Origin of the sequence: Bifidobacterium sp. N4G05 (assembly GCF_002742445.1) — a bacterium.
Lineage (GTDB): Bacteria > Actinomycetota > Actinomycetes > Actinomycetales > Bifidobacteriaceae > Bifidobacterium > Bifidobacterium hominis.
Genome location: NZ_NJNQ01000001.1, coordinates 157,694 through 168,950 on the forward strand (window position 1 = coordinate 157,694; position 11,257 = coordinate 168,950).

Genomic DNA, 11,257 nt, shown 5'->3' on the forward strand with positions numbered 1-11,257 from the left:
TACCGCCTCATGCCGAAACGGTATCACGATTTCAAGTCTTTACTTGCCTTCCTTGTGGTCAGTGCTCTCGAACAGGAATCCAGCGTACTGGAACTGTTCGGTCTGAGCCTTGGCCTGACGCAGGGTGTCGAGGCCGACGCCTGCGATGATCAGGATGGTGGTGCCGCCGAACGGCAACTTGGTGTTGAGGTCAAGCGCCATGATGAGCACGGTCGGAATAAGCGCCACGAATAGCAGGTACACGGCGCCGACGGTGTTGAGCCTGTTCATCACGTAGCTCAGATAACGGCTGGTGGCGCTGCCTGCGCGGATGCCCGGAATGAAGCCGCCATACTGCTTCATGTTGTCTGCGGTCTCGTCCGGGTTGAAGGTGATTTCCGTGTAGAAGAAGCAGAAGAACACGATCATCAGCGCGTACAGTGCGATGTACCACACGGAAGTGGTGTTGGCCAGGTTGGAGTTGATCCACTTGACCCAGGACTGGCTGGAATTGCCGAACTGTGCGATCAGGGTCGGGATGGCCAGAATGGAGGACGCGAAGATCGGCGGGATAACGCCGCTCATATTGATCTTCAGCGGCAGATAGGTGGAGGATCCGCCGTACATCTTGCGGCCAATCATACGACGGGTGTACTGCACCGGAATACGGCGCTGGGAAAGCTCGACATAGATGACGAGGATCATGATGACCAACAGCACGCCGACGACCGCGGCAAACTTCCCCCAATTGCCATCGGTGCCTTTGGTACCCCAACCGATCTCCCACAACTGTGGCAGGAAGCCGGAGCAGATGGACATGAAGATAAGGATGGACATACCCTGGCCAAGACCCTTATCGGTGATCAATTCGGCCATCCACATGATCAGGCCCGTACCACCGGTCATGATCAGCACCATGACCACGAGATTCCAGACGGAACCGTCAGGCACGACCTGGGAACACTGGTAGTTGAACAGGGCGCCTGAGCGGGCGGTCACCAGAATGGTGGTGGACTGCAGCACAGCGAGGCCGATGGTCAGGTAACGAGTGTACTGGGTCAGTTTGGCTTCGCCAGACTGGCCTTCCTTATGCAGCGCCTCAAAGCGAGGAATGACCACGCGGAGCAGCTGGATGACGATGGATGCCGTGATGTACGGCATGACACCCAGTGCGAAGATCGACAGCTGCAGCATTGCGCCGCCGGAGAAGAGGTTCACCAGACTAATGAAGTTCTCGGAGGTGCTGTTCATCGAGCCGACGCACTCCTGGACCACCTTGTAGTCGACACCTGGGGTCGGAATGAACGAGCCAATACGATAAATGATGATGATGCCAAGAGTGAAGAGGATCTTGTTCCTCAACTCCTTGGTTTTCAAGGCCTGGATTAACGTCCTCACCTGGGATTCCTTCCATCGACGTGCGCGCCTGCGCACCCATGCAAAAAACAGACTCTACCGGTCGAGTCTAGCGTACGGCGTCTACCTACACGTGGAGTGTTCCATCCTTTGCTGGTTTTTTATTAGATTTCTGGGCATTGTTTTTCGTTCCCCGTACTGGATCGAAAAACGAAATGAGGCTTCCCCCGCCCCAGCGGGAGAAGCCTCACTCACGAGCTTAAGTCAGCTACATTCCGTGAAATCAGTCCTCGGAGATGGAGCCGCCGGCAGCCTCAATCTTAGACTTGGCGGAAGCGGAAGCCTTGACACCCTTAATGGTGTAGGCAGCCGAAACCTCGCCGTCGCCCAGAACCTTGACCGGGTAGCCGTCACGCACGGCACCCTTGGCAACCAGATCAGCAACGGTAATCTCGCCACCCTGCGGGAACAGTTCCGCAAGAGCTGCGACGTTGACGACCTGATACTCCTTCTTGAACGGGCTCTTGAAGCCACGCAGCTTCGGAAGGCGCATGTACAGCGGCAGCTGGCCACCTTCGAAGCCCGGGCGAACCTGGTAGCGCTTCTTGGTGCCCTTGTCGCCACGGCCCGAGGTCTTACCCTTGGAGCCTTCACCACGACCGACGCGAATGCGATCCTTCTTGGCGCCCGGAGCCGGCTTCAGGTCATGCATCTGCAGAATATCTGCCATAATCAGTCAGCCTCCTCAACGGTGACCAGGTGACGGAGAACCATCAGCTGGCCACGAAGGGCCGGGGTGTCCTCACGAGTCACGGTCTTGCCAATCTTGTTCAGGCCCAGAGTCTGAGCCGCAGCACGCTGCTTCGGAGTGGAGTTCACCAGACCGTGGTGCAGCTTGATGTTCAGGTTAGTCATCACTCACCGTCCTTCTGAGCGGCCTTGGCCTGTGCTTCTTCACGAGCCTTGCGAGCCTCGGCGATGCCTTCGGCGCGAGCACGCAGCAGGGAGTCAGGAGCCACCTCTTCGAGGGACATGCCACGACGAGCTGCGATCTCTTCCGGCTCTTCGAGCTTCTTGAGAGCGTCGACAGTTGCGCGCACCACGTTGACGGCGGTGGCGGAGCCCATCGACTTGGTCAGGACGTCGGTGATGCCAGCACATTCCATGACGGCGCGGACTGCACCGCCGGCGATAACGCCGGTACCCGGAGCAGCCGGGCGCAGGAGCACGGTACCTGCTGCATCATGACCGATCACCGGGTGGGTGACGGTGCCCTTGATGCGCGGAACGGTGAACATGTGCTTCTTGGCATCCAGCTGGCCCTTGGCGATTGCAGCCGGGACCTCACGGGACTTGCCGTAGCCGACACCCACGGTGCCGTTGCCGTCGCCAACCACCACGAGGGCGGCGAAGCTGAACGTACGACCACCCTTGTGGGTCTTGGACACACGGTTGATGGTCACCACGCGATCGAGCAACTCGTTCTCGTGAGATTCCTCACGACGATTGCGACGCTCGCCACGACGACCCTCGCCACGCTGGCCACGACGGGACTTGCGATCCTCGTTGGTAGCCTCAGCAGCAGCCTGAGTGTTCTGAGTTTCTTCAGCCACTTGGGTTTCCTTTTCGTTGTCGCTCACAGTGCCAGACCTCCCTCGCGGGCGCCTTCAGCGACAGCTGCGACGCGGCCATGATACTTGTTGCCGCCACGATCGAACACAACCGCGGTGATGCCTGCGTCCTGAGCCTTCTTGGCAATCAGTTCGCCGACCTTCTTGGCGGCTTCGGTCTTGGTGCCCTCGAAACCAGCGAAATCGCTCATCAGAGTGGATTCGCTCACCAAGGTGATGCCCTTGGTGTCGTCAATGATCTGGGCAACCATGTGACGGTTGGAACGGGTAACCACCAGACGCGGGAGCTCCGGGGTACCGCTGATGCGCTTGCGCAGACGAGCGTGACGGCGCTGGAGCGCGACCTTCTTGCCCTTACCGAAAATCTGGACGCTCATTACTTACCAGCCTTTCCAGCCTTGCGCAGGATGCGTTCATCCGAGTACTTGATGCCCTTGCCCTTGTAGGGTTCCGGAGCGCGAAGCTTGCGGATGTTTGCGGCGCACTGGCCGACAGCCTGCTTGTCGATACCCTTGACGATCACCTGGTTCGGGTTCGGCAGTTCGAACTCGATGCCTTCCGGCGGCTCAACGGTGATGGTGTGGGAATAACCGAGGGAGAACTCGATACCCTTACCCTTCGCCTGAGCACGGTAACCGGTGCCGACGATATCCAAGGTCTTGGCATAGCCTTCGTGCACGCCCTTGACCATGCTCGCCACGATGGAACGAGCCAGGCCGTGCTTTGCACGGGTCGGACGCAGATCGTCAGCCGGGACGAGGATGATCTCGTTGCCTTCGACCTGAGCGGTGATGCCTTCCGGAATCTCGTAGGAGTCAGTGCCCTTAACGCCCTTGGCGGTGAAGGACTGACCGTCGATCTTAACTTCCACGCCAGCAGGAATGGTGACGGGGAGCTTACCAATATGCGATGCCATGTTTCAGCTCTCCTTTCTCACCAAACGAAAGCGACGATTTCGCCGCCGATGCCTCGGTCGAGGCATTCCTTCTGGGTCAGCAGTCCCGAGCTAGTCGAGATGATTGCGATGCCAAGACCACCGAGCGGCATCGGCAGAGCATCGGACTTTGCGTAACGACGCAGGCCCGGCTTGGAGATGCGCTTGATGCCCTGGATGGAACGCTCGCCGTTCGGACCATACTTGAGGGTGACCTCGAGAGTCTGGCCGACCTTGGCTTCCTTAGCGGTGAAGTCCTTGATGTAGCCTTCGCGCTTCAGAATCTCGGCGATGTTCGCCTTGAACTTGGAGTACGGCATATCCACGGTTTCGTGCTTTGCCGCGCTCGCATTACGCAGACGCGTAAGCATGTCTGCGATCGGATCTGTCATTGTCATTTGGGCTTATTGCCCTTTCTCGCCGTGGTTTCCGCCGCCCGCACGCTTTTCAGCGATTGGGCCGCGGACCTTCAGCGTCGTTATTTACCAACTGGACTTCGTAACGCCGGGCAGCTCGCCGCGGTGGGCCTTCTCACGAAGGCAGATGCGGCAAAGGCCGAACTTGCGGTAGACGGAGTGAGGACGACCGCAGACCTGGCAACGCGTATAAGCGCGCACCTTGAACTTCGGCTTAGCGGCCGCCTTGTTCTTAAGAGCGGTTTTTGCCATATCAGTTCTCCTTGAAGGGGAAGCCGAGGTGCTTCAGGAGCACGCAAGCTTCCTTGTCGTCCTTGGTGCTGGTCACCACGGTGATGTCCATACCGCGCTGGTGATCGATCGAATCCGGATCGATCTCGTGGAACATGGACTGCTCGGTGAGACCAAAGTTGTAGTTGCCCTGGCCGTCGAACTGGTCACCGTTGATGCCACGGAAATCGCGGATACGCGGCAGAGCCATGGTCAGAAGGCGATCCAGGAACTCCCACATACGCTCGCCACGCAGGGTGACGTAAGCGCCGATGGCCTGGCCTTCGCGCAGGTGGAACTGTGCGACGGACTTCTTAGCCTTGGTGATCTTCGGCTTCTGGCCGGTGATCAGGGTGAGGTCCTTGACGGCGCCTTCGATGAGCTTGGAGTCGCGAGCAGCGGCGCCAACGCCCATGGAGACGACGACCTTCTGAACGCGAGCGACCTGCATCGGGTTGGAGTAGTGGAATTCCTTCTCCAGCTCCGGCACAATCTGCTCGTTGTACTTCTGCTTCAAGCGCGGAGTTGCCGGCGCTTCGACAGTGGTATCGGTCATGCCAGCTCCTTTCCGGACTTCTTGGCAACACGCACACGCACGGTCTTCACCTTGCCGTCGCGAGCCTCTTCCTTTTCGACGATGCGCACGCGGGTCGGCTGCTTGGTCTCCGGATCGATGACCATCACGTTGGAGCGATGAATCGGAGCCTCGACAGCCACGATGCCGGCCTGCTGGCCCTGCTGCGTGGCGCGAACGTGCTTCTTGACGATCTGCACGCCTTCAACGATCAGACGATCGTCCTTGAGCACCTGCTTGACGGTGCCTTCCTTGCCGCGATCCTTACCGCGGATGACCTTGACCAGGTCGCCGCTCTTAATCTTGGCTGCCATGTCAGATCACCTCCGGGGCGAGGGACACGATCTTCATGAAGCGCTTGTCGCGCAGTTCACGACCGACCGGTCCGAAGATACGAGTGCCCTTCGGTTCACGGCCAGAGCCGAGAATGACGGCGGCGTTCTCGTCGAACTTAATGTAGGAGCCGTCCACACGACGGTGCTCCTTGACGGTGCGGACGACGACAGCCTTGACGACGTCGCCCTTCTTGACCGACCCGCCAGGGATGGCGTCCTTGACGGAGGCGACGATCACGTCGCCGATGCCGGCATAGCGTCGCTTCGATCCGCCGAGCACTCGGATGGCGAGGAGTTCCTTCGCACCCGTGTTGTCGGCGACATGAAGCCGCGTTTCCTGCTGAATCATTGATTCTCCTTAGCCGAGCTGGTTCTCCCCAAGCACCCCGCCTGCCTGCTTGAAGCAGGCGGGGTGACTCACGGAGCCTTGCCGAACTTATTTACTTAGCGCGCTCGATGATGCTATCGAGACGCCAACGCTTGGTCTTGCTCAGGGGCCGAGTCTCCATAATACTCACGAGGTCGCCAATGTGAGCCTCGTTGTGTTCATCATGGACCTTGACCGTACGAGTGGAACGCACGACCTTGCCGTACAGCGGGTGGGTCGAACGCTGCTCGAGCTCGACGGAAATCGTCTTGTCCATCTTATCGGACACGACGTAACCGCGACGAACCTTGCGGAAGTTACGCTCTTCAGCCATTACTTCTCCTCAGCTTTCGTTTCGGTCGCCTCGGGGGCCTGGCTGATGCCGAGCTCACGCTCGCGCAGGACGGTGTACATCCTGGCGATGTCGTGCTTGACCGCCTTGAGGCGGGCGGTGTTTTCGAGCTGACCGGTCGCGGACTGGAAGCGCAGGTTGAACAGCTCTTCCTTGGACTTCTTGAGGAAGCCCTCGATCTCCTCGTTGGTCTTCTCGTTCAGATTCTTCATGGTGTAGTCTGCAGTTCCGACTGCCATCAGATGTCACCGCCTTCACGAGCAATAACACGGCACTTCATAGGGAGCTTGTCGATTGCGCGGCGCAGAGCCTCGCGAGCGACATCCTCGGACACGCCACCGATCTCGAACATGACGCGACCCGGGTGGACGTTAGCGATCCAGAATTCCGGAGTACCCTTACCGGAACCCATTCGGGTGCCGAGCGGCTTCTTGGTCAGCGGACGATCCGGGAAGATCGTGATCCACACGCGGCCACCACGCTTGATGTAGCGGGTCATGGCGATACGAGCGGCCTCGATCTGGCGGTTGGTCACATAAGCTGGAGCCAGAGCCTGGATACCGAAATCGCCGAATGCGATTTCGTTTCCGCCCTTGGACATGCCACGGCGGACCGGACGGTGCTGCTTACGATACTTGGTTCTCTTTGGGATAAGCATTTCTCAGCTCACTCCTTCGTTTCCGTTGCGGCAGGTGCCTCAGCTGCGGCCGGAGCCTCTGCTGCTGCGTTCTGCTGCGGGGCAGCGTTGCGCTGGCCACGGCGCGGACGGCGATCGCCGCGACGGCCCTGACGGTTGTTGCCCTGCTGTGCCTGCTGCTCTTCGAACTCACGCTCGGTCATATCGCCCTTGTAGATCCAGACCTTCACGCCGATGCGGCCGTAAGTGGTCTTGGCCTCGAAGAAGCCGTAATCAATGAGGGCGCGCAGGGTCTGCAGCGGAACGCGACCCTCGCGATAGAACTCGGAACGGCTCATTTCGGCACCGCCAAGGCGACCGGAGAGCTTGATACGAATACCCTTAGCGCCTGCACGCATGGCATCCTGCTGGGCCTTACGCATCGCGCGACGGAAGGTCACGCGGTTGGTGAGCTGCTCAGCGATGCCCTGTGCGACGAGCTGGGCGTCCAGTGCTGCGTTCTTCACTTCGAAGATGTTGAGCTGGACCTGCTTGCCAGTGAGCTTCTCAAGCTTGGCGCGAACGCGCTCAGCTTCAGCACCACGGCGGCCGATGACGATGCCCGGGCGAGCAGTGTGGATGTCCACACGCACGCGGTCGCGGGTACGCTCGATGACGATACGGGACACGCCCGCGCGCTCGAGATCCTTGCTCATGGCCTTGCGGATGACGTCATCTTCGAGAACGAAGTCGCGGTAGCGTTCGCCGACCTTGTTGGAATCGGAGAACCACTTGGAACGATGGTTCTCAGTGATTCCCAGGCGGTAGCCAAACGGATTGATCTTCTGACCCATCTTTAGCGGTTTCCTTCCTTGTTAGCGACGACGACCGTGATGTGGCTGGTGCGCTTGTTGATACGAGCGGCACGGCCCTGTGCACGAGCGCGGAAACGCTTGAGCGTCACGCCTTCGTCCACATAGGTCTCCTTCACGACCAGGTCGTTCTCGCGGAACGGCTCACCGGCCTTATCGGCCTTCACGCGAGCGTTCGCGATGGCGCTCTCCAGGACCTTACGCACCGGAAGGGATGCGTCCTGCGGAGCGAACTTCAGAATGGTGATGGCTTCGGTCGCCTTCTTGCCTCGGATGAGGTCGACCATACGGCGAGCCTTGCGCGGCGTCACGCGGACGTGACGAGCGATTGCTTTAGCTTCCATGTGTCCTTACTCTCCTTTAGCGGCGTGCCTTCTTGTCGTCCTTCACATGACCCTTGAAGGTCTTGGTCGGGGCGAACTCACCGAGCTTGTGGCCAACCATGGATTCGGTGACGAACACCGGAACATGCTTGCGGCCATCGTGAACGGCGAAGGTGTGTCCGATGAAATCAGGGGTGATCATCGAACGACGGGACCACGTCTTGATGACGTTGTGCGTACCCTTCTCGTTCTGCTCGTCGACTTTCTTCTGCAGGTGGGCGTCGACGAAGGGGCCCTTCTTGATGCTACGAGTCATCTACTCGACACTCCCTTACTTACGGTTCTTACCATTCGGGCGACGACGAACAATCATCTTGTTCGAAGCCTTCTTCGGACGGCGGGTACGAACCTCGCCCTTGCCCCACGGAGAAACCGGCGGCTTACCACCGCGGGTACGACCGCCGTGCGGGTGATCGACAGGGTTCATGGATTCACCACGGGTGATCGGGCGCTTGCCCATCCAACGTGCACGACCTGCCTTACCGAGCTGGATGTTGGCGTGATCGGAATTGCCGACCTCACCGATGGTTGCGCGGCAGCGAGCGTCCACGTTGCGGATTTCGCCGGACGGCATACGCAGCTGGGCGTAAGCGCCATCCTTGGCGACGAGCTGCACGGAAGCACCTGCGGAACGGGCGATCTTGGCGCCGCCCAGCGGGCGAAGCTCAATCGCGTGCACAACGGTACCAGTCGGGATGTTGCGCAGCGGCAGATTGTTTCCCGGCTTGATATCAGCCTTGGCGCCGGTCTCGATGACGTCACCCTGCTTGATGCCTTCCGGAGCGATGATGTAGCGCTTCTCACCATCTGCGTAGTGCAGCAGTGCGATGCGAGCGGAACGGTTCGGGTCGTACTCGATGTGAGCGACCGTTGCCGGCACGCCGTCCTTGTCCCAACGCTTGAAGTCGATGAGACGGTACTGGCGCTTGTGACCGCCGCCACGATGGCGGGAGGTCATACGGCCGTAAGAGTTACGACCGCCAGTCTTGCTGAGTTTGCGAACCAGCGACTTCTCAGGCGTGGAACGCGTAAGCTCGGAGAAGTCCGAGACGGACGCGTTACGGCGGCCTGCAGTCGTCGGCTTATAAACGCGGATAGCCATAATCTAGTTCTTCCTTTAACTTTTCTCGGCTAGCCTTCAGTTACCGAAGATGTCGATCGTCTGGCCCTCGGCGACGGTCACGATGGCGCGCTTCTGATTGACACGCTGGCCGAAACCGTTGCGGGTGCGCTGACGCTTGCCAGCGCGGTTGAGGGTGTTGACGTTCGTCACCTTGACATTGAAGATCTCTTCGATTGCCTGCTTGATCTGAACCTTGTTCGCGTTCGGAGCCACCACGAAGGTGTACTGACCGCGATCGGACAGAGCATAGCTCTTCTCAGAAACGACAGGCTTGAGGATGATGTCGTGTGCGGGCTTGTGAATAGCGACCATGAAAATCAGGCCTCCTTTGCAGCCGGCTCAGCCTTCGCAGCGAGGAAAGCGTCGAAGCCTTCCTTGGAGAAGACCACGTACTGAGCGGTGACCACGTCGTACGTGTTGAGCTGATCGGCGAAGATCGGGTGAACGGTCGGGATGTTACGAACGGAAAGCCATTCGTTCACATTCTCGCGAGAGAGCACCACGGTGGTGAACTTGTTCTCGGTCACCGGGGTAAGAGCGGCAACAGCGGCCTTGGTGGACGGGGCTTCGGAAACACCGAAGTCCACGACTGCCAAACGACCTGCGTTGGCGCGATCGGAAAGCACGTACTTGAGAGCAGCGGCCTTCATCTTCTTCGGGGTGCGCTGGGAGTAGTCGCGCGGCTGCGGACCGAACACGGTGCCGCCGTGATACCACTGCGGTGCACGGATGGAGCCCTGACGAGCACGACCGGTGCCCTTCTGCTTCCACGGCTTACGGCCACCGCCGGAAACCATGCCACGGGTCTTGGTGGCGTGGGTGCCCTGACGAGCAGCGGCGCGCTGGGCCACCACAACCTGGTGAATCAGCGGGATACGGGACTGGACTTCTTCGGCGGAGAAGCCGAAGATCTCAGCCGGAGCCTCGACGGTTCCGGTTGCATTGCCCTGGTTATCGGTAACGTTCAGAGTAACGTTTGCCATGATTTATCAGGCTCCCTTCACTGCCGAACGGACGAGAACGATGCTGCCCTTCGGGCCCGGGATGGCGCCCTTGATGGCGAGCACGCCGTTCTCAACATCCGACGAAACGATGGTGAGGTTCAGCGTGGTGTTGGTTACATGACCCATGCGGCCAGCCATACGCTTGCCCTTGAGGATACGGCTCGGGGTAGCGCATGCGCCAACAGAGCCAGGACGGCGCTCGTTCTTGTGAGAACCGTGGGTACGACGATAGGACTTGAAGCCCCAGCGCTTGATGGTGCCTGCGAAGCCCTTGCCCTTGGTGGTACCGGTCACGTCGACCAGAGTGCCCTCCGGGAACAGCTCAGCGGTCAGCTCCTGACCCGGCTCGAACTCTTCGGCGTTATCGGTGCGGACCTCAGCGAGGTGACGACGCGGGGTGACGCCAGCCTTGGCGAAGTGGCCGGCGAGCGGCTTAGTCACCTTGGTCGGGTCAACCTGGCCGTAGCCAAGCTGAACAGCCTTGTAGCCGTCGGACTCATCGGACTTGACAGCGGTCACCACGTTGGTGGAGACGTCAACGAGGGTCACAGGAACGAAGAAACCGTTCTCGTCCCAGACCTGAGACATGCCGAGCTTCTTGCCCAGCAGTGCAGTGCGATTAGACATAATGGTTCCCTCCTCCCTTACAGCTTGATCTCGATGTTCACATCTGCGGGCAGATCAATGTGCATAAGGGAATCCACGGCCTTCGGGGTCGGGTCCACAATGTCGATGAGACGCTTATGAGTGCGCATCTCGAAATGCTCGCGAGAATCCTTGTACTTGTGAGGAGAACGGATAACGACAAACACGTTCTTCTCGGTCGGGAGCGGAACCGGGCCAACCACAGTTGCGCCCGCGTTCGTCACCGTTTCGACGATCTTCTTCGCCGATTGGTCGATGACCTCATGGTCATAGGACTTAAGCCTGATGCGGATTTTCTGTCCCGCCATTGCCTTCCGCCCTTTCTAGCGATTCGTTAGTTACTGTTTACCAGCCTGCTTCTCAAAGGGCACCGGCGCAGAAGACCTCCCGGAACCGTGGA

The 11,257-nt window shown here is 59.5% G+C and carries 22 protein-coding genes; all 22 read right to left on the minus strand.

Annotated features, from left to right (window positions below):
- Positions 1-39: 39 nt before the first annotated feature.
- Positions 40-1,377, minus strand: a complete 1,338-nt coding sequence (gene secY, locus CE153_RS00720) for a preprotein translocase subunit SecY (protein ID WP_099570957.1) — start codon at positions 1,375-1,377, stop codon at positions 40-42.
- Positions 1,378-1,618: 241 nt separating this feature from the next.
- Complete coding sequence (gene rplO, locus CE153_RS00725; protein WP_003835984.1) at positions 1,619-2,065, minus strand: 50S ribosomal protein L15; 447 nt, start codon at positions 2,063-2,065, stop codon at positions 1,619-1,621.
- 2 nt (positions 2,066-2,067) lie between these two features.
- Positions 2,068-2,253: a 50S ribosomal protein L30 gene (gene rpmD, locus CE153_RS00730; protein WP_180753352.1), complete on the minus strand. Its 186-nt coding sequence runs from the start codon at positions 2,251-2,253 to the stop codon at positions 2,068-2,070.
- The gene (gene rpsE, locus CE153_RS00735; RefSeq protein ID WP_099570959.1) at positions 2,250-2,975 is read right to left on the minus strand and encodes a 30S ribosomal protein S5; all 726 of its coding nucleotides are present in this window, start codon (positions 2,973-2,975) and stop codon (positions 2,250-2,252) included. The genes rpmD and rpsE overlap by 4 nt, the downstream gene beginning before the upstream one ends.
- Positions 2,972-3,343, minus strand: a complete 372-nt coding sequence (gene rplR, locus CE153_RS00740) for a 50S ribosomal protein L18 (protein WP_003835989.1) — start codon at positions 3,341-3,343, stop codon at positions 2,972-2,974. Before rplR ends, rpsE begins: the two co-directional genes overlap by 4 nt.
- The gene (rplF, locus tag CE153_RS00745) at positions 3,343-3,882 is read right to left on the minus strand and encodes a 50S ribosomal protein L6 (protein WP_099570960.1); all 540 of its coding nucleotides are present in this window, start codon (positions 3,880-3,882) and stop codon (positions 3,343-3,345) included. Before rplF ends, rplR begins: the two co-directional genes overlap by 1 nt.
- A 17-nt stretch (positions 3,883-3,899) precedes the next feature.
- The gene (rpsH, locus tag CE153_RS00750) at positions 3,900-4,298 is read right to left on the minus strand and encodes a 30S ribosomal protein S8 (protein ID WP_003808048.1); all 399 of its coding nucleotides are present in this window, start codon (positions 4,296-4,298) and stop codon (positions 3,900-3,902) included.
- An 84-nt stretch (positions 4,299-4,382) separates the two neighbouring features.
- Positions 4,383-4,568, minus strand: coding sequence for a type Z 30S ribosomal protein S14 (locus CE153_RS00755; protein WP_003808046.1), 186 nt, complete (start codon positions 4,566-4,568; stop codon positions 4,383-4,385).
- Position 4,569: 1 nt separating this feature from the next.
- Positions 4,570-5,142: a 50S ribosomal protein L5 gene (gene rplE / locus CE153_RS00760; protein WP_099594828.1), complete on the minus strand. Its 573-nt coding sequence runs from the start codon at positions 5,140-5,142 to the stop codon at positions 4,570-4,572.
- Entirely contained in the window at positions 5,139-5,474 is a 336-nt protein-coding gene (gene rplX / locus CE153_RS00765) for a 50S ribosomal protein L24 (protein ID WP_003808040.1), read from the minus strand. The genes rplE and rplX overlap by 4 nt, the downstream gene beginning before the upstream one ends.
- A gap of 1 nt (position 5,475) precedes the next feature.
- Positions 5,476-5,844: a 50S ribosomal protein L14 gene (rplN, locus tag CE153_RS00770; protein ID WP_003808038.1), complete on the minus strand. Its 369-nt coding sequence runs from the start codon at positions 5,842-5,844 to the stop codon at positions 5,476-5,478.
- Between the two features lie 91 nt (positions 5,845-5,935).
- Positions 5,936-6,196, minus strand: a complete 261-nt coding sequence (gene rpsQ / locus CE153_RS00775; RefSeq protein WP_003808036.1) for a 30S ribosomal protein S17 — start codon at positions 6,194-6,196, stop codon at positions 5,936-5,938.
- On the minus strand, positions 6,196-6,453 hold the full coding sequence (gene rpmC, locus CE153_RS00780; RefSeq protein ID WP_003835994.1) for a 50S ribosomal protein L29: 258 nt from the start codon (positions 6,451-6,453) through the stop codon (positions 6,196-6,198). Before rpmC ends, rpsQ begins: the two co-directional genes overlap by 1 nt.
- Positions 6,453-6,872, minus strand: coding sequence for a 50S ribosomal protein L16 (gene rplP, locus CE153_RS00785; RefSeq protein WP_003835996.1), 420 nt, complete (start codon positions 6,870-6,872; stop codon positions 6,453-6,455). Before rplP ends, rpmC begins: the two co-directional genes overlap by 1 nt.
- Positions 6,873-6,880: 8 nt before the next feature.
- Positions 6,881-7,684 (minus strand): 30S ribosomal protein S3, encoded by an 804-nt coding sequence (rpsC, locus tag CE153_RS00790; RefSeq protein WP_099570961.1) that lies wholly within the window; start codon positions 7,682-7,684, stop codon positions 6,881-6,883.
- 2 nt (positions 7,685-7,686) lie between these two features.
- A complete protein-coding gene (rplV, locus tag CE153_RS00795) occupies positions 7,687-8,046 on the minus strand; it encodes a 50S ribosomal protein L22 (RefSeq protein ID WP_003808026.1) in 360 nt (119 codons plus the stop codon).
- Positions 8,047-8,062: 16 nt separating this feature from the next.
- Entirely contained in the window at positions 8,063-8,341 is a 279-nt protein-coding gene (gene rpsS, locus CE153_RS00800) for a 30S ribosomal protein S19 (protein ID WP_003808025.1), read from the minus strand.
- Between the two features lie 15 nt (positions 8,342-8,356).
- On the minus strand, positions 8,357-9,187 hold the full coding sequence (gene rplB / locus CE153_RS00805) for a 50S ribosomal protein L2 (protein ID WP_099570962.1): 831 nt from the start codon (positions 9,185-9,187) through the stop codon (positions 8,357-8,359).
- A gap of 36 nt (positions 9,188-9,223) precedes the next feature.
- Positions 9,224-9,520 (minus strand): 50S ribosomal protein L23, encoded by a 297-nt coding sequence (rplW, locus tag CE153_RS00810; protein ID WP_003808021.1) that lies wholly within the window; start codon positions 9,518-9,520, stop codon positions 9,224-9,226.
- Between the two features lie 5 nt (positions 9,521-9,525).
- Positions 9,526-10,191, minus strand: coding sequence for a 50S ribosomal protein L4 (rplD, locus tag CE153_RS00815; RefSeq protein ID WP_099594829.1), 666 nt, complete (start codon positions 10,189-10,191; stop codon positions 9,526-9,528).
- Positions 10,192-10,197: 6 nt separating this feature from the next.
- The gene (gene rplC / locus CE153_RS00820; protein WP_099594830.1) at positions 10,198-10,839 is read right to left on the minus strand and encodes a 50S ribosomal protein L3; all 642 of its coding nucleotides are present in this window, start codon (positions 10,837-10,839) and stop codon (positions 10,198-10,200) included.
- 17 nt (positions 10,840-10,856) lie between these two features.
- Positions 10,857-11,165 (minus strand): 30S ribosomal protein S10, encoded by a 309-nt coding sequence (gene rpsJ / locus CE153_RS00825; protein WP_003808013.1) that lies wholly within the window; start codon positions 11,163-11,165, stop codon positions 10,857-10,859.
- Positions 11,166-11,257 lie beyond the last annotated feature (92 nt).

Bases quoted from the DNA above. Each gene is read 5' to 3' on its own strand.
- rplO (WP_003835984.1), bottom strand. From the start codon at position 2,065: ATGGCAGATATTCTGCAGATGCATGACCTGAAGCCGGCTCCGGGCGCC.
- rplR (WP_003835989.1), bottom strand. From the start codon at position 3,343: ATGAGCGTCCAGATTTTCGGTAAGGGCAAGAAGGTCGCGCTCCAGCGC.
- rplF (WP_099570960.1), bottom strand. From the start codon at position 3,882: ATGGCATCGCATATTGGTAAGCTCCCCGTCACCATTCCTGCTGGCGTG.
- rpsH (WP_003808048.1), bottom strand. From the start codon at position 4,298: ATGACAATGACAGATCCGATCGCAGACATGCTTACGCGTCTGCGTAAT.
- CE153_RS00755 (WP_003808046.1), bottom strand. From the start codon at position 4,568: ATGGCAAAAACCGCTCTTAAGAACAAGGCGGCCGCTAAGCCGAAGTTC.
- rplE (WP_099594828.1), bottom strand. From the start codon at position 5,142: ATGACCGATACCACTGTCGAAGCGCCGGCAACTCCGCGCTTGAAGCAG.
- rplX (WP_003808040.1), bottom strand. From the start codon at position 5,474: ATGGCAGCCAAGATTAAGAGCGGCGACCTGGTCAAGGTCATCCGCGGT.
- rplN (WP_003808038.1), bottom strand. From the start codon at position 5,844: ATGATTCAGCAGGAAACGCGGCTTCATGTCGCCGACAACACGGGTGCG.
- rpsQ (WP_003808036.1), bottom strand. From the start codon at position 6,196: ATGGCTGAAGAGCGTAACTTCCGCAAGGTTCGTCGCGGTTACGTCGTG.
- rpmC (WP_003835994.1), bottom strand. From the start codon at position 6,453: ATGGCAGTCGGAACTGCAGACTACACCATGAAGAATCTGAACGAGAAG.
- rplP (WP_003835996.1), bottom strand. From the start codon at position 6,872: ATGCTTATCCCAAAGAGAACCAAGTATCGTAAGCAGCACCGTCCGGTC.
- rpsC (WP_099570961.1), bottom strand. From the start codon at position 7,684: ATGGGTCAGAAGATCAATCCGTTTGGCTACCGCCTGGGAATCACTGAG.
- rplV (WP_003808026.1), bottom strand. From the start codon at position 8,046: ATGGAAGCTAAAGCAATCGCTCGTCACGTCCGCGTGACGCCGCGCAAG.
- rpsS (WP_003808025.1), bottom strand. From the start codon at position 8,341: ATGACTCGTAGCATCAAGAAGGGCCCCTTCGTCGACGCCCACCTGCAG.
- rplB (WP_099570962.1), bottom strand. From the start codon at position 9,187: ATGGCTATCCGCGTTTATAAGCCGACGACTGCAGGCCGCCGTAACGCG.
- rplW (WP_003808021.1), bottom strand. From the start codon at position 9,520: ATGGTCGCTATTCACAAGCCCGCACACGACATCATCCTCAAGCCTGTC.
- rplD (WP_099594829.1), bottom strand. From the start codon at position 10,191: ATGGCAAACGTTACTCTGAACGTTACCGATAACCAGGGCAATGCAACC.
- rplC (WP_099594830.1), bottom strand. From the start codon at position 10,839: ATGTCTAATCGCACTGCACTGCTGGGCAAGAAGCTCGGCATGTCTCAG.
- rpsJ (WP_003808013.1), bottom strand. From the start codon at position 11,165: ATGGCGGGACAGAAAATCCGCATCAGGCTTAAGTCCTATGACCATGAG.